This is a genomic window from Streptomyces sp. NRRL B-24484 (assembly GCF_000717715.1).
GTDB lineage: Bacteria > Actinomycetota > Actinomycetes > Streptomycetales > Streptomycetaceae > Kitasatospora.
Genome location: NZ_JOAI01000040.1, coordinates 35,255 through 52,349 on the forward strand (window position 1 = coordinate 35,255; position 17,095 = coordinate 52,349).

Consider the following 17,095-nt stretch of genomic DNA (forward strand, 5'->3'; position numbering starts at 1 on the left):
GCGCGAAAATGCAGAAGAGCCGCCCTGCCAGGCGGCTCTTCCTACTGCATACCGCTCAGGCAAATGCGTCCACCAGCGTTGAGAGGAGCAGCATCAACATGCTGACACATGAACCCCACCGTGGCGACCGTCCCCAGCGGGCACGGCCGCGTGACTCGCGCAGCCTTCCCGTGCCCTATCCCTTGATCGCGCTCATGGTCGACGTCGTTCTCTCGGGCGGCTCGATCGCCGCAGGAACGAGTCCGGTGCAGGCCGTGCTCACCGGTATCACGGTCCTGGTGGTTCCGATGATCGCCATGTACAGCAGGCGGGTATAACCGCTGTCGTGGGGCCCGGCCGGAATCGGCCGGGCCCAAGCACGGAGCCGCGGGCATCCTCAGCACGGCGACCGATACGCCGACCCGCACTCCTGGTGGGCCGCGGCACCCGGGACTGCTGACGGCTCGTGAGCTGTTGGTAGGCTCAGTGTTGCCACCGCGCTGGTCCGCCGAGGGCTCCGCCCGACGCCATGGTGCTCCGCACCGCGCATGTCGATTCCGCCATGCCCGAGGAGTGCAGCATGCCCGCCGACCACCGCCGCAAGGCCGAGATCACCGCCCGAATGGCCCTGACCGGGGAATCCCGCCGGCACGCCGCTTGGGCTGTCGCCAATCCCGAACTGGCCGGGTACGAGGAGTGCGCCGGCTGGGGAGCGGGCTGCGAGTGCATGGAGTGCACCAACGCGCCCGTGTCGATGTGCCAGGAGTGTCTGTACGTGTTCCATGATCACCCCTTTGAGCCTGAGGACGGTTCCTGCCCCAACGGCTGCACCGACTACCTGGAGTCCAAGTCGGGCCGCAGGCTGAACGCTGTCCGCCTCGAGGCGCTCGGCCCCGTTCCGAAGGCAGACCGGACGTCCTGACCAGCCGGCCGTCGGCCGAACTGTCCGCGCCACCCGCTACGGTGTGATCACTGAGGAAGCCGACTGCCCCTGCCCAGTCCGATCGGGCAGAGGCAGCGGCATTCATGGGCCGCGGGTGCCGGGAGCCCCTTGGGGGCCTCCAGGAATCGGCGCAGGTAGACACGGTATTGGGCACCGAATTGTTCGTAAACCGCCGAAAGCAGCGGGCGTAGAGTGCAGCCCACCAAGATCCCATCGCTGAGGAGCGCCCGTGCCGGAGGACACTGCGCACACCGTCCGCGCCAGACGCCCCCGCGGCGTCTGCACCGATGAGACCGGCCTGACTGAGCGCCAGCGCCGCGTCATCGAGGTCATCCGGGATTCCGTGCAGCGCCGCGGTTACCCGCCGTCCATGCGCTAGATCGGCGAGGCCGTCGGCCTCTACAGCGACCTCCACGGCCTCGCCGACCAGGCCCTCGGCCCTCTCTAGGACACGATCCTCACCGTGCTCCCGGTCCTGCTCCGCTGCGGCACGACGATCGGTGATCGGCTCGCTGCGTGCACCGGCCTCGCCGACCCCGCACGCCCTGCGTACAGCAGGTGAGTGAGCAGCGAGCCGATCGGAGCCGCACGAGAGCAAGAGCCGGTTGGCCGCCGGAAGCCGGCCAGCGGTTCCAGGGTCCCGGACCGTGACGACGTGGCGGGATGCCCTACTCGGGCCGGTGCCCGGTCAGCTGCTGCCAACGGTCGCGGGCGGCATCCAGCTCGCGGCGCGCCTGCGGGATGCGGGTGTCCTTCTTCAAGCGGGTGGTGACCTCCTCCAGTTTCTGCTGCGCCTGCTGCTGCCCGTTCGTATCGGCGATGGCGAGCTGGAGATCGGCCTCGGCCTGGGGGATGAGCGCCTTGCGCTGCGCCTTGGCCGCTTTGGCCTTGGCGATGGCGTTGTGGACGTCGACGACGAACGCCCTCACCTCAGCCTCGGGTGTCTCCATCGGGGAGATGTCTGCCTCGGGTGTCTTCTTCAGCGAGAAGGTCAGCAGCTGCTGGAGGCCATCGGGCAGTGTCAGGTAGACGTGGCCAAACGAGTGCGAGTACTCGTCGCGGATCGAGATCCCGTTGAGCGGGTGTGAGGTGGTTCGTCCCTCTGCCGTCACCTGCAGCACGTGGTCGTAGAGCCGCAGAGTGCCAGCGAGTTCGCTGCGCAGTGCACCCTGGCCCGGGTCACGCAGCCGGGACAGGCGCAGCTCGGCCTCACGGACGCGGCGCCCGTGGCTGGAGACTGCCGCCTCCATCGCGGTGCGTGCGCTGTCGCGTTCCTGCCCCGCGGCGTGCTCTAGGCGGCGAAGCTTCTCGCGGGCCGCTTTCAGATCTCGCCGGTGCTTGCGGTATTCGGGGCGAGGGCTGAAGGAGAAGCGCCAGTTCCCCGGGTACTTGCCGATCCGCAGCACCAGCCAGCCGCCAAGGACCAGCATCGCCAGGACTATCCACGTCGTGGTTCCCATCGAATCCCTCCATCTTTGTCGGGCGGCGGCATGCGGCGAAGTTGTGGTGGCACTCGCCCGGTCACGGCGTCGGCGACGGGCCTGGGGCACGGATCAATGCAGGTGGTCGACCGGCGTGGTTGGTCATGGCTTGCCTTGGTCGATCGGATCCACGAGGTATGAAGCCCGGGCCGTGGCTGATGGTGCCTGCACGTTGGGCAGGTGCGGGACGCAGGCACTGTCTACTGGTGCGTCCGGGTCTCCTGACGGCCGGTTACGAGGGACCGCCACCTGGTGCGGACCGTCTCTTCGGCGTCGAGCCACTGTGTGGTGGAGGGGGCGGGCAGCGGGCGGTCGGCCATGAAGTGGGCGATGTCCAGGTAGTAGGCGAAGTCGCCGTTCGCGGTGGCGTCGCGCAGACGGGCGAGGGTGGCGGTCAGGTCGTTCTCGGCACCGCAGACGGCGTGGTGGAAGGCGAGAGCGGTCTCCAGCAGCGGGATGAGCCAGGGCAGGCCGGCGACGTCGATCTGGGCCCGCAGCACGGTGTGGCGGTCGGCGATCTCGCAGTTGTCGGTGCCGGCGTCACGGACCAGGCCGGCGACCTGGAGGTGCAGGACGGTGGCGCGCTGGTCGAGCGGTTCCAGGTACTGGCGGGCGAGGTCGATCTCCTCGCCGGCCCGGTCTGGGTTGGTGAAGGCGGTGACCAGGGCCAGGCGGGTCTGGGCGATGGCCCGCTCACCGGGCGCGTCGTGCTGCTCTGCCTCCGCCCGCCCGTCCCGCAGGGCCTGGGTGGCCGCGGTGAAATCTCCCTGCGGCCACAGGATGTCGCCCTTCACGCGGTGCCGACGGCTCTTCCACGTCAGGGTGGAGGCTGCGGCCAGCGCGGCGGGGAAGTCGCCGTGGATGCGGGCGAGGTTGGCGATGCCTCGCTGCGCTTGCGGGGCGAGGCGCCCGCCCGCGGCGGCGACCTGGCGCATGCCCTCGAGGGAGGCGGCGGTGCGGCCGAGGTCCTTGTCTGCCTTGGCCCGGTAGTACCGGGCAAGGTCGGTCAGTTCCTCGGTCAGCAGGCCACTGTCCAGGACGGCGCCAAGGCGGCGGGCGGTGTGGGCGCGGTGTTCGTGCTGGCGGCGGCTGATGGCGGTGAGCAGCTCGGCCAGGGCGTCGGCGGGCGTGTCCGCGGTCTGGTCGTCGCCCTGGGCAGGGGCGGGCGGGGCGATGGGCTCCCATACGGAGTCGTCGATGTAGGCGAACGCGGCGTCCGTCAGCCAGGCCAGGTCGTCCAGGTGGTGGTCGCGGGCCAGGCGCAGGCCCTGGCGCAGGCACGCCACCAGCCAGGCCCGGCCGGCGGCGGGGGAGTGGGTGCGCCACTGCCCGCCGAGCGCGGCCAGGGCCCGCTGGGCGGCCTGGTGCCAGTCGGCGGGGGTCCACCGGTCTGCCGACGTGGTGTCGTCCGTCTGCAGCGCGGCGCGGATGGCGCCGTGCAGGTGGTAGGGCCAGGTCGCGTACGGGTCCTCGCTAACCATTGGCCGCTCGACGAGGCGGCGGGCGGCAGCCTGGTGGGCCAGGCCGGCGGCCTGGGTGGCGAGGTCGAGGTCGAAGGCGTCCAGCAGGGAGGCGCTGCGCAGGACGTGGCGCTCGTCGTCGGTGAGGTCGGACAGGGTGCGGGCGATCAGGGCGGGGAAGGTGTGGTCGAAGTCGGCCGAGGTGGGGGTGCGGCCGGTGCGGCGGATCTCCAGGAAGCGAGCGACGGCCAGGTCCAGGTGCAGGGGCAGGCCATGCGAGCGGGCGGTGATGACGGCGCGCACGTCTGCGGGGATGAGCGGCCGGCCATCGTGGGTGAGGCGGCGGGCGAGGTAGTTGTCGCAGTCGCTCGGGGAGAAGTCGCCGAGCAGGTGCTGCCGCCGGCCGCCCGCGGCGTGGGCCGGCTGCTGGCCCTGCGGGGCGAGGTGCGGCCACGCCTGGGGGCCGGTGTAGTCGAGCTGCCCCTGCAGAGCGTCATCGCCCCAGGCGAGGCGGTTGCGGCCGGCGATGACAAAGAAGCAGTTCGGCATCAGCCACACCAGGCGCTGCAGCAGCCGCTCCAGGTCGCGGTGCCGGTCCTCGGTGTCCTCGAAGGTGTCCAGCAGGACGACCGGCACCACCGCGTGCTTGGCGGGCAGCCGACTGATCTCCCAAGCCAGCAGGTGCGGGTAGAAAGACAGCGCCTCCAGGTCCGCGTCGGCTTCCAGCAGGGCCGCGGTGCGGGCGGCTCCGGCCAGCGCCCGGGCCCGCTCGCGGCGCTCACGCAGTGCCGTGACGAGCGCGGAGGCGACCTGCCCGGCCGCCGAGCCCACCAGACCGGGCAGCTCCAGCGAACCGGCGACCTCCCCGACCGCCGACCGCAGCTGCTCGGGCAGCAGCTGCCCTACCTTGCCCATCAGCCCGGTGCGCCGGATGTACTCCTCCAGCGGCTCGCCGGGGTGCTGGGCATCCCAATAGCGGCGCAGCGCCAGGTCGAAGCTGGGCATCGACCGGCCGACCGCGCCGGCCAGGGCGAGTCGGATGCTCAGGATGACTCGTTCGAGGTCGGAGCCGGTCGAGGCCGAACGCGAAAGGTCGATGCGTACCGGCAGCAGCCGCTCGCCCGCCCCGATGCTCGTGCCCCACTGCTGGGGCCGCTGGTCGGCGGCGGCGAGGGAGGCTTCGAGTTTGCGCAGCAGGGTGGTCTTGCCGACTCCGCCGACACCGTGGAAGGCGATCAGATGGGTGCGCGGTGCTTCCAGGTCCTCGACGTCGAAGCCGGGGGCGGCGATGGTGCGCAGGTGTTCTTCGAGGGCGGTGGCGACCAGGGACCACTGGTGTTGCCGGTTGGTGAACGCCTCGGCGCTGTCGACCGGGTCGTTGGAGCTGAACAGCGTGCGAAGGTCGGCCACCAGAGTCCCCCCAGGACATGTCATCTGAGGCCAATTTAGGTGATGGACCAGGTCAGGGGGCAGGATCAAGCGGAAATGGGCCGGGAACCGGCCACTGGCGTACCCGTCCGGGTGGCTGGTGGCGCCGTCCTGGCCGAGACCGTTCGAAGCCCCTGAGGTGGTTCACCGTGCATACTCCCCCGCCCGCATCGTCCCCGTCCCCGGACGGCGAGGGTGTCTCCTACGAGGACGCGAAGGAGGCCGTCGATGCGGTCATCGCTTGGTACGGCCGCCAGCTCCTGGACGCGCGGCGCTCGGGCGACCAGCAGCGCCAGGCAGAGCTGATCGAGCAGATGCAGGCCTGCGCCGAGGACCGGCGCAGGCTCATTGACGCGGCACCCGCAGAGATGGCGCGCATCAACGACCTGTACGCGGAGCGCCTGAGGAACCTGGGGACCGGCGGAAGCTGAAGCCGACGCCAGCGCCGGCCCCGCAGCAGTACGCCGCGGCGCCGGCGCCCGGCCCCCGTTCCGTAGTGCTCAGACGCAAGAGGCCGAAAGGCCGTCAGCCGGTGTGCTGCAGGCAGGCAGCGCGCCGGATGCACCGGTGGGCGGTTCGAGCCGGCGCGGCTGCAGGGCCGCGGGCATGAGCGGGACGGCCAGGGCTGCGATGGCGGTCAGGTCGTCGCGGTACTGCGGCATCGCAACGTGCAGGCCGCGCTGGACGGCCCAGAACCGGTGCGCCTCCTCGTCGGTGTAGGGGCGCGCCTGCTCGGCGAGCAGCGCCAGCACGGCCCCCGGGTGCCGCGGCCGGTGGCGGGTGGGCTGGCTGCGGTACAGGGCTGTGCCGTCGCGCCGCATCACGGTGATCTGGTCGACTATCGCCAGTTCTTCGGCGGCTGCGACGACGTCGGGCAGCACCTGGTAGTGGGTGTCGTGGCCGGCGGCGGTGGTGAATCGGGCGGGCAGGCCCCGCCCGCTGACCCGGGCGTAGCGATGGGCGGTGCCCTGGCGGGAGTCGGCCGCGCGCACGGCCAGGACCAGCAGCTCCACCCGGTACCCGGCCCGTCGGTACGTCTGCGCGGCTGCGGCGAACTGCGTAGGTCCGGCCGGGGTGGTCTCGATGACGAGGTTCCCGTGCCGCTCGCGCACGTAGGCCTCGGCCTTTGCCTGCCAGGCCCGGTAGTCGGTGCGGATCTTCTCCGAGGCACGGCGCGGATCGGTGTGCAGCAGCTGAAGGTAGTCCGGGTGCAGGGCCTTGAAGTCGTCGCCGGCCAGGTGGATCGGGCTGTGCAGGGACCGGTGGACCAGTTGGGCGGCCCGGGTCTTGCCGGCGCCGGGCTGGCCGGCGATGTAGACCACGAGCGGCTTCTCCTGGGAGGTGATTGGCTCCAGCATGGTCGGCACGACCATCGCGTCGAAGACGAAGTCGTGCTCGTCCGAGGACAGCCGGTGGTAGTCGACCCCGGGCGCCCGCTGCAGTGGCTGGGCGGTGCGGCGCACCGGTTCGGCCAGCGCCGCGGCCCGCTCGGCGTCGCGACTCACGGCCAGCGCCCAGTCTTCGGGGATCCGGGGGTCGTGCACACGCCGCTCGCACGCGGTCAGCTGCCGGCGGAACCGGCCGGTGGTCGCCGCGTCCCAGGGGCGCTTCCGCTCGGCGACCACGGCCTGGGCCGCGCGCGCCGGACGGACCCAGCGCCCGTTGGAGCCGAGCTCGTTGACGTACACGCTCTCCAGCACCGCCGCGGCGCCGCGCCGCACCACGAACACCTTGTCGGCCAGATGCCCGGCCTCCACCGCGCCAAGCGCGTCAGGCAGCGCGGCGGCACAGGCGTCGTGGTTGTCCCAGGCCACGTAGCGGGCCCGGCCCTGGGCAGCCAGGTGCAGGTAGCGGTCCAGGACGCCGAGCTGGCTGAGCGCCTCGGGCACGGCCAGGGCCACGATCTCGACCCGGTAGCCCGCCTGCCGGTAGGTGGCGATCTCAGCCAGGAACTCCTCGGGACGGCCCAGCGCCGCCTCCACCACCGCGTCGAACCGGTAGATGCGCAGCAGCGCCTCCAGCCGGGCCTGCCATCCGTAGGTGTCCGTGCGCACCCGCACCCCGGCCGTGCGCACGTCCTCAGCGAGGAACCGGGGGTAGTGGGGGTGGACGGCCTTGTAGGCGTCACGGTCCACTCGCACCGCACCGCCCCGCGCGGCGAGTGCCGCGTGCACCAGGTCGACGACGAGCGTCTTGCCGCTGCCGGCTTGCCCGGCCACGAACACCACTACCGGACGCTCCTGGCGGACCGCGTGCCCGATCCCGGCCGGAAGAATGAACCGCTCCAGCACCGCGGCGCTCTCGGCATCCGACAACGCCGCCGGGGCCGCGTCCCACTCCTTCAACCCGCTGCTCCTCGCCGCTTCAGGCTCCTGATGGGCGGTCCGCCCTCACCACATCATAGCGGGTACGGGTACGGGTACGTACCCATGTAGAGAATGCGGGTACGTACCCATATCCTGATGAGGACCGAGAGGAGCCCCTTGATGGCCGACGCCAACGTGCGCATCCCCGCCGAGACCCGCGACCGCCTCGCCGAGATCGCCGCGGCCGAGCATCTGTCCCTGCGCGCCTACCTGGCCCGCCTCGCCGACACCCTGCTCACCCCCGCCGAACGCGCCGAACGCGCCGAACAGGCCCGCCAGAGGCTCCAGGCCTGGAACGGCTACGACCCCGACACCGCACACACCGAACAGCTGGACGCCGAACTCGACCGGCGCCTGGCCCAGGCGGGCGGCCAGTGACCGTCCTGCACGTCGTCCTCGATGACACCGCCATGGTCGCCGCCGGCCGCGGCAACATCCTTGCCTCCCGGCTCATCCACCGCGCCCATGCCGAGGCCGGCTGGTACCTCTACGCCCCCGCCTGCGCGCTCGTGGAAGCCGACCGGGCCCGTCCCGGCACCGCCGAGCACCTGGCCGCCCTGCCCGGGGTGACCGTCCTCGACCTCGACCTCGCCGCCGCCCTGGCCTTGGCCAAGGAGAACACCTGGGCCGAGGCACACACCCGCTACGCCGCCGCCCCGACCCCGGAGCGCCCGGACGGCGCGGTCGTCGCCACCGTCGACCCGGTCCGCTGGAAGGGCCAACCGGTGCGCGTCATCGACCTCACCCCATAACCCTGCCGCCGAGACAGCCAAGCCCCTCCAGGCGAGGGCACGAGCCGACGGCACCCGGCCGCACGCCGGTGACCGGTGGCCCGAAGGAGGCCGACGAGGCCAGTACGTCGGTGGCAGCGCCAGCCGGCCGTCTGCCGAGGGACATCGTGGCCAGGGTTTGGGCAGCCAGGGCAGCGGGTGTGGAGGAGTGTCATGTCCGATCCTGGCCGAGGCCTTCACCGCGCCCGCCGCCGTGGGACGGGGTGATCAGGAGGGGTCAGGTACCTATCGCGGCCGGTAGCTGGGAGGGTGGCGAAGCCCGCCGACGGGCGGTTCAGACGGACGGTTGAAGCGGTTCACGAACCGTCCGGCCGGGTAGCCATGTTGCCCCGGAGGGCCGGGTCGAGCAGTGCCCGGCCGCCCGCGCTGCCGGGGCGCGCCCCCACCGCGCCCCGGCACACTGCCCGGACAACGAGCCCGGCGACAGTCGCCGATCACGCCCCGGCGACCGCACGACCGGCCGCAGTCCAGGGCAGGACCGCGCTGCCGCGCTCCCTCGCGGCCTCCCGTGCCACATTCGACGGGCCGTAGTCCCTGCCAGCCGGGAGACTCAGCCCGCGGCCGGAGGAGATCGGTAGATTTCCGGGATCTGCAGCACGCCGCGCCGGTTGAGGCCGTCGGGGGAGTACCAGTGGGCCAGCGGCCAAGGCCGGCTCAACTCGGCTCCGAGCCATCCGTCCGGCTGGACGCCATCAGCGATCGCCCCGAACTGATGGGCGTAACGCCCGGTGCCGATGCCGGGCACCGGGTGGAATCGGCCGTCCGGCTCGACCAGATAGGGCTGGCCGCAACCGGTGCAGAACAGGCCGAGCTTGCCCCAGGCCGCGTTGAGCGGCCGCTCGTCGAGTGTCCCCGCGGCGAATCGTGCCGCGCCGACCCCACACGGGCAGGATCCGTCGGACTGGTACAGCACGGTGTCCGGGACAGTGTCGCGCTGCACTCCGAGCCAGCCCGGGGCGAGGCCGAGCGCGCGGGCCAGGGCGCGGCGCTGGCCCGCGTCCGGGCGGGTCGCGCCGCGGCTCCACCGGGCGAGGAGGTGCCCCTCGAGTCTGGCGGCCCGTGAGACCTCTGCTGCAGTGCGGCCGGTGGAGGCGTGCACGAGCCGGATGCGCCGGGCCAGCGGGTCGAGCTGGTGAAGCGCCCAGGCGTGGTGCTTCAGCAGCTCCTCTTGGGCTTGGTCCGGATCGACGCCGGTTTCCTGTGCGCGTTCCAAGGCGCGCTGCCGGTGCGCCTCCGCGAGCCAGGCCCGGGCGGCGGCCTCGGGCTGTGGGGTGTCCAGGGGGAGTCCGATGAGGGCATCCCCGGCCCGGGACAGTTCGACTGCCGCGCTGGTGCCTCCAGCTCCGCACTCGAAGACGGTGGCCAGGAGCCGCTGCAGGACGGCCATCCCGGCTTCGCCAATGCCCACGACGAGCAGAGCGCTCGCAGCGTCCACGGCGCGCAGCGCGCGAAGCTCCCGCCCCTTGTTCCAGAGCTCCAGCATGCCCGCCCCTCCGTCACCGGTGATCCATTGACCGGTGCGGCAGCAGGCTAGCGGCTCCTGAGAGCGGGGCGGGGCAGGTCGTCTCGACTGTCATGAAACCCTGCCTCGCCTTACATCGATGCCCAACATTTCAAAACTACAAAGCAGCTGTTCACAGCCATACCAAAGGCCCCAAACCTTACAAAATTGCCCCACGACGTAAGGCGGAGGTGTAAGGTGGTTCCGTACACAATAGGAGGTCTGCCATGCCCGTCAGCAGCGGTCAGCGCCCTACCGCCTCAGCGAACGACGCACCGGACGCGATCGGAGTTGAGGACGCCCGGAAGCAGCTGCCCACGCTCATCAACCAGGCTCAGAGCGGACACCCCACGACGATCCGGCACGACACGCACTGCGCCCAGATCGTCGGGATCGCCGAGGGCACCGACCTGGCCGGCCTGAAGCGCTCGGGCGTCGCGGAAGCCCGCAACACTCTCTCCGCGCTCATCGTCGCCGCCGCCGGCCAGCCCTCCGTCATCACCCGCCACAACAAGCCGGTCGCCCTCCTGGTCTCGGCCCACGCCCCCGCCCGGCCCGTCTCCTCGCGGGTGCTGGCCACGGTGGGCGACAGCGTCACTGCGCTCCTCGACCTCGGCCGCCAGCAGACCGGCATCGGGATCCCCGGCGTCGACCAGGCCGCCGCCGTGCTTCGCCATGGTCGCCTCACACTCGTCGTCGGCGCCCCGGGATCCGGCACCAGCCTGCTCGCCCTGTCCGCGGCCGCCGCCGCGGCGCTCGACGCGGGCACCAGCGTCCTCTACGCAGCATCGGGTCCGACCCGGACCGACATCACCTACCGCCTCATCGCCGCCCGCGCCGACGTCGACTACCAGCGTCTGCGCGCCGGCGCCCTCACCCCCGCCGAGCAGCACAGCGTCGCCGACTTCGCGCCCACGCTGCAGGCGGCCCCGCTGCTCATCGACGACGGCACCGGCCTGGACGTGGCGGCGATCGGTGAGGTGCTGCGCGACGGCAACGAGATCCGCCTGGTCGTCGTGGATCGCCTGCAGTCCGAGCCGCATCCCCACCGCCCGCTGTCGGGCACCAACGTGCCACCGGCCGTACGCGAGCTCGCCATCCTCGCCCAGCAGCACCAGATCCCGATCCTGGCCGCGCTCGACTCGCCCGACCACACCGCGGCGCTCACGCTGGGCGCCGACCTCGTGCTCGCCCTCTCTCGCACCGAGTCCGCCGTCGACCTGCGCATCATCGAGGCCGACCTGGGTGTGCAGACGGACGTGCCGCTACTCCTGGACAGCTCCCGTGCCCGGCTGATCGACCGGCCGCCCGCCGTCGCGGCCTCCGAGCTCGCGGCACGCCCGGTGGAGGCCGCCCCTGCCGTCGCGCCCGAGCCCACAGCCACTGCGGCAGCCGAAGCGGCTGCGGCCGATGCAAGCGCGGTGCCGGACCGTGTCACTGCCAGTCCGTCAGCCGCCAGTGACGAGCCGCCCGCGGCGGCACCTGCCGGTGCCCCGGTGGAAGGCGTGGTCGTGCGGACCGGCGCGACCAAGTTGTCGACCGGCCGCGGCAAGGACGCCATCGTCAACCACTTGCTGGCGATGATCGAGAAGAAGCGGAACAGCGCGATCGAGCTCGCGCAGGGCGACATCCAGCTCGCCATCAAGATGCTGCAGAAGTCGGCGATCCAGGACGTGATGGGCCTGTTCGCCTACACTCGCGAGGACGCGCGATACGAGCACACCGCCCACCCGCCGCTCCTGGAGCTGTTCAAGCGGCAGGACGGCAGCAAGGCCGACCTCGTCTGGGAAGGCCGGCCCAACTGGGAGAACGAGGACCTCCTCTACGGGCCCGGCCCGAAGCAGCTCGTGCACCGGCTCGACATGAATGCCGCGTACCTAAGCGCGTTCAAGGCCCACCTGCCGATCGGGCAGCTCAAGCACTTCGGCGGCAGCGACTGGGACCCCAAGTTCGCCGGCGTCGTGCGGGTCAGCGTGAGGCCGTGGGAGCACCGGAACCTGCCGGACCCCATGGGCAGCCGGGAGCGGGAGGACGATGCGTGGATCACCACCGCCACGCTCCGGCTCCTGCGCCGGCTGGCCGGGATGGGCCTGTGCCAGCAGCCGACGGTCCACGAGGCATGGGTCGCGCACAGCTCCGAGCACATGCTCGAATATCTTCGCCTGGCGCTCGCCACCGCCCGTCAGCGCGGAATCGAAGAGGACGACATCATCGTCGTCGAGTACGTCAAGGACATGTACGCGAAATTCGTCTCGACGAGCGGCACCAGCGTCAACAACCACCTGCTCAACAACCCGGCCTGGCAGCACATCCTGCGCGCCCAGGCGTTCTTCAACCTGTATTTGAAGGCGTTGAAGGCCCACAAGGCCGGCCTGCAGATCGCAGCCATGAAGGGCACCGACGAACTGCACGTCATCGGGGCCTGGCGCGATGTGTTCGAGGAGGGCCGGGGCCTGACCCAGGTCAAGGAGAAGGCCGAGGAGAGGTACGAAATTCCGATGGAAAGGCCCAAGAGGAGGGGACGTAAGTAAATGGCCGGACGGTGGAGAGAACTCGGGCGGTACAACGCCCGGGGAATCCCTGGCGGCGTGGCGATGGCGATTCATCTCGACACGGAGGTGATGAAGCGCGGCATCAAGTCGCCGCTCACCAGCAAGCGAGGACTGGCCGCCAGGCTGAAGTATCTGACGGAGAAGAAGGGCGGGCCCGAGGCCATGGCGGCGGCCGGCATCACCGTCAAGCCGCGGACCCTCAAGAGCTGGCTGGACGGCGCGAGCACACCGCGACCGGACAACCTTGCCAAGATCGACGCAGCCTACTGGGCGCTCAAGGGACGCAACCTCGTGCCCCGGCTCAAGGAACTGCTCGACAACGACGGTGCAGGCACCGAGATCGAGATCTATCCGGTCGATCAGAGTCACGTTCCGGAGAAGCACCAGCGCGACATCGATGTCCGCCGCATCAACCTGCGGGGCGTGTGGGACGACTTCGTCGATGCCTGGCTGGACGAGGACGCCGATCTCCTAGACCAGATCTGGGACGAGGTCCTCAACCAGCTCGGCTCGGACTACGACGCGTACACCTACGTGGAACACGTTGGATTCGCCGTCCCCCGGTGATCGAGACAAGGGCTGTGCAACCTTCCAAGGGTGCACAGCCCTTCGTCGTGCGCCGTGAGCTGCGGGACGAGTCAGCCGACGAGGCGGACAGGAACCAGGAACTACTCGAAGGCGTAGGTGTGCGCGCTCGACGACGTCGAGACCGGGGCCAGGGCGCCAGCCAGCCGCACCTTCAGCCTTGTCAGGCGCGCAAGACCTCGCGGAGGTCAGCCACGGCCCGCTCGCCGGTCCGGCTCGCCGGGATCACCCGCAGCAGATCAGCTGCACGCGAGCGCACAAGTCCGGTCCGCTGGTCAGCGGGGAGCTCGACCAGGGCGTCCACGGCCCGCCGGCAGCCGTCGACGGTATCGCCGGCGTGATGGTCGCAGAGCGCCGCGTCCATCTGCATCAAGGCCCGCGCCTGGTAGCTGCTGGCCCCCGACAGCTGTAGGGCCCGGGCCTGTGCAGACCGGGCGGGCCGGACATCGCCGAGCCTGGTGTAGGCGTGCGACAGGTGAATCTGCAGCTTCTGCTCCGGCAGCCCCAGCCACGTGTCGGCGCTTCCCGCAGAGTCGAGGCTCTCGGCGAACGCCTGCGCCTGCGTCAGGGCCTCCCTTGCCGCCTCCGCGTTCCCGGACACCGCGTGGGCCCGGGCGGACACCGCCGAAGCGAGAGCCGAGGCTGCGGACGGACGCCCACCTGCAGCTGCCACGGCGAGGTCGGACAGGCGCACCGCTTCCCGCGGCACACCGTACGTCAGGGGTGTCATGGCCTCCCTGGCGTAGAGCCACGCGAGGACCTGCTTGTCTCCGGACTCCTTCGCCGCCAGGCGGGCGGAGTGGAACCAGCCCCTCGCCTCCTGCGCTTCACCGAGATCGTGAAGGACGATCGCGGCCATCCCCGAGAGCTGACCTACCGTGCGACACAGTCGGCCGCGATCCTCCGTGGTCTGGGGCTGGCTCAGAAGGGTCCGCAACTCGACAACGTCGGCGGCGAGCACGCCGAGCCGGGCGGCCGGGGCCTGGCCTCCGTAGCCGAGGGCGTAGTTGTCGGCGACCTCTTCCCAGTAGTCGAGGTCGGTGGGCGTAGTGCGGCCGGCGAGAGCGGCGTCCAGAGTGTGGCGCTCGTCGGCGAGCGTGCCGAGCGCGACGGCGGACAGGCCGCCGGCGAGGAGGGCCTTGAGGGCCAGGCGCCGCTTCATGGCTTCGTCTGTCGAGGGTTCATGGGGCTGCTCCGTAGAACCAGGCGGGGCGGGCTTCTCCCAGGGTCGCTGAGCGAGACCGAGATATCTACCCGGAATGCCCAGGCCGTCCGCGATCCGCTCGACACCCTCGAAAGAGGTAACCGAGGCCTCGCGGCGGGCTACAAGTGATACCCGCTCAGGCTTCATGGAACACGCCTCGGCGATGTGGTTGTAGCTGAGGCCGGCGGCCTTGGCCGCAGTGAACACGGTGGCGAAGTCGCGGATCTTCAGTGCCGCCACCACCTGCGGATCTTCCAGGAATCCGGCAGGGAGTACGAGCAGTCCCGGGCGCTCACTCACGAAGGTCCCCCAACGGTTGCGCGGCCGGCGGGGCGCGCGCCCCCTCGATGGGGGCCCCACGACGGGGTTACACCGCACCTGGCCGCCCGGCTTGAATCACTCATGGCAGGACGCGACGTCCTGAGCATCCGGAGGCTCAGGACGGCCGCTCAACGGCCGTACTCGCCCAGCGCACCCAGGAACTGACGGTCAGTCATGGTGTGCGGCAGCGGTCGTGTGCTTCCCAGATCGACAGGGGAGCCGCCCGTCTTCGCTCTAACGGCAGCCACTCCCACCCGTCCCGGCTGCCCCGTCATGCCCGTCGGGCTCTTCTCCGCACAGGAGAAATGGAGGCGTTCATGGCTCCACACCGGTCCGGCCTGTTGGCCGGCTCCCTCACGCCCCTGCTGGAGGCAGTTGCCCCCGGCGTCGACCCCACCCGGGTCGCGGCCACCGCCGAAGCGTGGCGCACCATGCCCAACCGGCTGCGCCAGCACCTGAAGGACAACATGGGCGACAGCGTCGGCCGCGTGATCGTCACCGGCACGCTGGAGCGTCGGCTCGTCCTCGTCGAACGCTCCGACGGCCGCTGGAGCGTCGCGGATCTCTCGGGCCTGGCCCACGAGACCCGCCACTGGCCAGCCTGGCTGACAGGCCACATCGACCTCGACAAGCCCTCCTCATGGCTGTCGACCGCGGACCTGGACGAGTACGCGGTCCACCGGCTGTCCCAGCCGCGGCTGCTTCTGGCCGCCCTGTACCACCCCGAGAACTTCCCGCTGCCGCGCTTCCCGCTGGCGATCAGCGCCGTGGCCCGTGCCGCCCGCTCCACCCTGACGGGAACCACCAAGCTGCTCGACATGCAGCTCGGCGTCGACCTGCAGGACCTGGTCAAGGAGGTCAGCGACCGCACGCCGGACGTCCTCGGCATCTCCGCGACCTTCGGACAGCACGACCTGCTGGTGGAGCTCCTCAACGCCGCGTACGCCCTGCCCGAGCCTCCGCTGGTCGTGGCGGGCGGCAGCCTGACGGTCCGAAACGAGAGGCTGCTCCTCGAGGCCTACCCCGATCTGCTGGTCGCCCGGGGCGCCGGCGAGCCGACGATCCGCGGCATCCTCGCCCACTGGCACGGGGACATCCGCCGCGAGGACATCCCGGGGATCGGCTACACCGGAGCCCCGCGCGGCGCCGGCACCCTCGCCGTGCAGCGCCGCACCGGCCTGCCCGCCGCCTCCCTGCGGGACGAGAACGACATCCTGCCCGAGCTCGACCTGCTCGATGACACCTTCCGGCACCACGGCGTCGCCCAGATCGAGTGCTCCCGCGGCTGCACCAGCGCCTGCAGCTTCTGCCCGCGAGGCCACAAAGGCCAGTGGAACGGTGCCGGCTCCGCCACGTTCCCCTGGCTCCTGGACGAGATGGGCCGCGTCTTCGACCAGCACCCCGGCACCGCGCGAATCCTGTACGCGGTCGACGAGGAGTTCATCGGCCGCGGGGCGGACGCCGTCCCCCGCGCCCTCGACATGGCCGCGACCCTCCACGGCGCAGGATTCTCCTGGGAGACGAGCTGCCGCATCGACCAGGTCGTCGACCCCGACCGCGATCTGGCTTGGCACGCCGAGCGGGCCGAGATGTGGCGCGAGCTGGTCCAGCGAGGCCTGCGCCGCTGTCTGTTCGGGGTGGAGTCCGGCGTGGACTCCATCCTCGAGCGGTTCCGCAAGGACACGACCGGCGAGCAGAGCGCGCTCGCGATCCGGACGCTCTCCGCGCTCGGCATCCCGACGCGGTTCACCTACATCACGTTCGACCACCTGATGACACTGGAAGAGCTCAAGGCCACCTACGCGTTCCAGGGCCGCGACGACCTGCTGCTGCGCCCGCTCCCGCACCTGTCCGTCGAGGAGATCGTCGCCGGCGTGCGCGACGAGGACTTCGTCGCGAAGTACACCACGGGCCGGCAGCTCCACCAGGGCATCTCGTACATGCTCGTGTCCATGGAGTGCCTTATCGGCGCCGCCTACACCCGGATGGTCCAGGCTGCGGGCCTGGCCGGTGCGGCCAGGCCGTCGATGGGGCGCCAGGACGCCGACTTCGCGGACTGGCGGATCGGCGTCGCCTCGGAATGGGCGCAGCGGTGGATCGACCGGAACTTCGCCCTGGACTACACCCTCAAGTCCCTGGAGAAGATCTTGGACCAGGGCGAGGCGTGGCGGGCGGTGCGCGTGGCCCGGGTGGTTCTCAAGGACGCCGCATACGCGGTGCTGGGACGCATGGTCGGCGCGATCGAGGAGACGCCGCTGGCCATGGGAGTGGAGGGCGGCGGCGCCGGCCTGCACGCGAAGCTGCGGGCACTGCTGGACGAGGAGATCGCGAACCTCGGCGGTCGGGCGTGGAACGCGGTCCACTCCGCGGTCGTGGTGCTGCCCGGCGAGCGGGCCGAGCTGCTGACGGCGGAGTACCGGCGGTGGCGGGCCAACAGCGACTGGGAGCTGATCAACGCGGGGGACCCGTGCGGGACCTGATGCG

General features: G+C 71.2%; 13 protein-coding genes and 1 pseudogene. 9 read left to right on the forward strand and 5 right to left on the reverse strand.

What is annotated here, in order from left to right:
• Window positions 1-98 precede the first annotated feature (98 nt).
• The 3 genes and pseudogenes from IE98_RS49545 to IE98_RS46940 form a co-directional block, all read left to right on the forward strand.
• Entirely contained in the window at window positions 99-317 is a 219-nt protein-coding gene (locus IE98_RS49545; protein ID WP_159401113.1) for a hypothetical protein, read from the forward strand.
• A 242-nt stretch (window positions 318-559) separates the two neighbouring features.
• Window positions 560-901: a hypothetical protein gene (locus tag IE98_RS0129945; protein ID WP_159401114.1), complete on the forward strand. Its 342-nt coding sequence runs from the start codon at window positions 560-562 to the stop codon at window positions 899-901.
• 250 nt (window positions 902-1,151) lie between these two features.
• Window positions 1,152-1,298 (forward strand): annotated as a pseudogene (locus IE98_RS46940) (repressor LexA); the annotation flags it as partial.
• A 292-nt stretch (window positions 1,299-1,590) separates the two neighbouring features.
• Here the strand turns inward: IE98_RS46940 and IE98_RS0129955 are convergent.
• Both IE98_RS0129955 and IE98_RS0129960 read right to left on the reverse strand, forming a co-directional pair.
• Window positions 1,591-2,382 (reverse strand): hypothetical protein, encoded by a 792-nt coding sequence (locus tag IE98_RS0129955; protein ID WP_030274326.1) that lies wholly within the window; start codon window positions 2,380-2,382, stop codon window positions 1,591-1,593.
• Window positions 2,383-2,603: 221 nt separating this feature from the next.
• Window positions 2,604-5,273, reverse strand: coding sequence for an ATP/GTP-binding protein (locus IE98_RS0129960; protein ID WP_078661407.1), 2,670 nt, complete (start codon window positions 5,271-5,273; stop codon window positions 2,604-2,606).
• Between the two features lie 167 nt (window positions 5,274-5,440).
• Between IE98_RS0129960 and IE98_RS0129965 the strand changes: the two genes are divergently transcribed.
• A complete protein-coding gene (locus IE98_RS0129965; protein ID WP_030274329.1) occupies window positions 5,441-5,722 on the forward strand; it encodes a hypothetical protein in 282 nt (93 codons plus the stop codon).
• 69 nt (window positions 5,723-5,791) lie between these two features.
• Here IE98_RS0129965 and IE98_RS45200 read toward each other — a convergent pair whose 3' ends face one another.
• On the reverse strand, window positions 5,792-7,636 hold the full coding sequence (locus tag IE98_RS45200; RefSeq protein ID WP_078661408.1) for a zeta toxin family protein: 1,845 nt from the start codon (window positions 7,634-7,636) through the stop codon (window positions 5,792-5,794).
• A 141-nt stretch (window positions 7,637-7,777) separates the two neighbouring features.
• Between IE98_RS45200 and IE98_RS0129975 the strand changes: the two genes are divergently transcribed.
• On the forward strand, window positions 7,778-8,035 hold the full coding sequence (locus tag IE98_RS0129975; RefSeq protein ID WP_030274331.1) for a hypothetical protein: 258 nt from the start codon (window positions 7,778-7,780) through the stop codon (window positions 8,033-8,035).
• A gap of 5 nt (window positions 8,036-8,040) precedes the next feature.
• Window positions 8,041-8,409: a hypothetical protein gene (locus tag IE98_RS0129980; RefSeq protein WP_030274333.1), complete on the forward strand. Its 369-nt coding sequence runs from the start codon at window positions 8,041-8,043 to the stop codon at window positions 8,407-8,409.
• A gap of 589 nt (window positions 8,410-8,998) precedes the next feature.
• Here the strand turns inward: IE98_RS0129980 and IE98_RS0129985 are convergent.
• Window positions 8,999-9,931: a transcriptional regulator gene (locus IE98_RS0129985; RefSeq protein WP_030274334.1), complete on the reverse strand. Its 933-nt coding sequence runs from the start codon at window positions 9,929-9,931 to the stop codon at window positions 8,999-9,001.
• Between the two features lie 245 nt (window positions 9,932-10,176).
• Here IE98_RS0129985 and IE98_RS46945 point away from each other — a divergent pair, with 245 nt between their 5' ends.
• The gene (locus tag IE98_RS46945) at window positions 10,177-12,480 is read left to right on the forward strand and encodes a DnaB-like helicase C-terminal domain-containing protein (RefSeq protein WP_052391147.1); all 2,304 of its coding nucleotides are present in this window, start codon (window positions 10,177-10,179) and stop codon (window positions 12,478-12,480) included.
• Between the two features lie 63 nt (window positions 12,481-12,543).
• Window positions 12,544-13,068, forward strand: coding sequence for a transcriptional regulator (locus tag IE98_RS0129995; protein WP_324605815.1), 525 nt, complete (start codon window positions 12,544-12,546; stop codon window positions 13,066-13,068).
• Window positions 13,069-13,249: 181 nt separating this feature from the next.
• Here the strand turns inward: IE98_RS0129995 and IE98_RS0130000 are convergent, their stop codons facing one another.
• Window positions 13,250-14,590, reverse strand: coding sequence for a hypothetical protein (locus IE98_RS0130000; protein ID WP_030274340.1), 1,341 nt, complete (start codon window positions 14,588-14,590; stop codon window positions 13,250-13,252).
• A gap of 338 nt (window positions 14,591-14,928) precedes the next feature.
• On the opposite strand from IE98_RS0130000, the gene IE98_RS0130005 reads away from it, so the two are divergent.
• Window positions 14,929-17,091 carry a B12-binding domain-containing radical SAM protein gene (locus IE98_RS0130005; RefSeq protein WP_234443730.1) on the forward strand — a complete coding sequence of 721 codons (2,163 nt, stop codon included), beginning with the start codon at window positions 14,929-14,931 and terminating at the stop codon, window positions 17,089-17,091.
• Window positions 17,092-17,095 lie beyond the last annotated feature (4 nt).

Excerpts from the sequence above, each read along its gene's own strand:
- IE98_RS49545 (WP_159401113.1), top strand. The coding sequence starts at position 99 with ATGCTGACACATGAACCCCACCGTGGCGACCGTCCCCAGCGGGCACGG.
- IE98_RS0129945 (WP_159401114.1), top strand. The coding sequence starts at position 560 with ATGCCCGCCGACCACCGCCGCAAGGCCGAGATCACCGCCCGAATGGCC.
- IE98_RS0129955 (WP_030274326.1), bottom strand. The coding sequence starts at position 2,382 with ATGGGAACCACGACGTGGATAGTCCTGGCGATGCTGGTCCTTGGCGGC.
- IE98_RS0129975 (WP_030274331.1), top strand. The coding sequence starts at position 7,778 with ATGGCCGACGCCAACGTGCGCATCCCCGCCGAGACCCGCGACCGCCTC.
- IE98_RS0129985 (WP_030274334.1), bottom strand. The coding sequence starts at position 9,931 with ATGCTGGAGCTCTGGAACAAGGGGCGGGAGCTTCGCGCGCTGCGCGCC.
- IE98_RS46945 (WP_052391147.1), top strand. The coding sequence starts at position 10,177 with ATGCCCGTCAGCAGCGGTCAGCGCCCTACCGCCTCAGCGAACGACGCA.
- IE98_RS0129995 (WP_324605815.1), top strand. The coding sequence starts at position 12,544 with ATGGCGATTCATCTCGACACGGAGGTGATGAAGCGCGGCATCAAGTCG.
- IE98_RS0130005 (WP_234443730.1), top strand. The coding sequence starts at position 14,929 with ATGGCTCCACACCGGTCCGGCCTGTTGGCCGGCTCCCTCACGCCCCTG.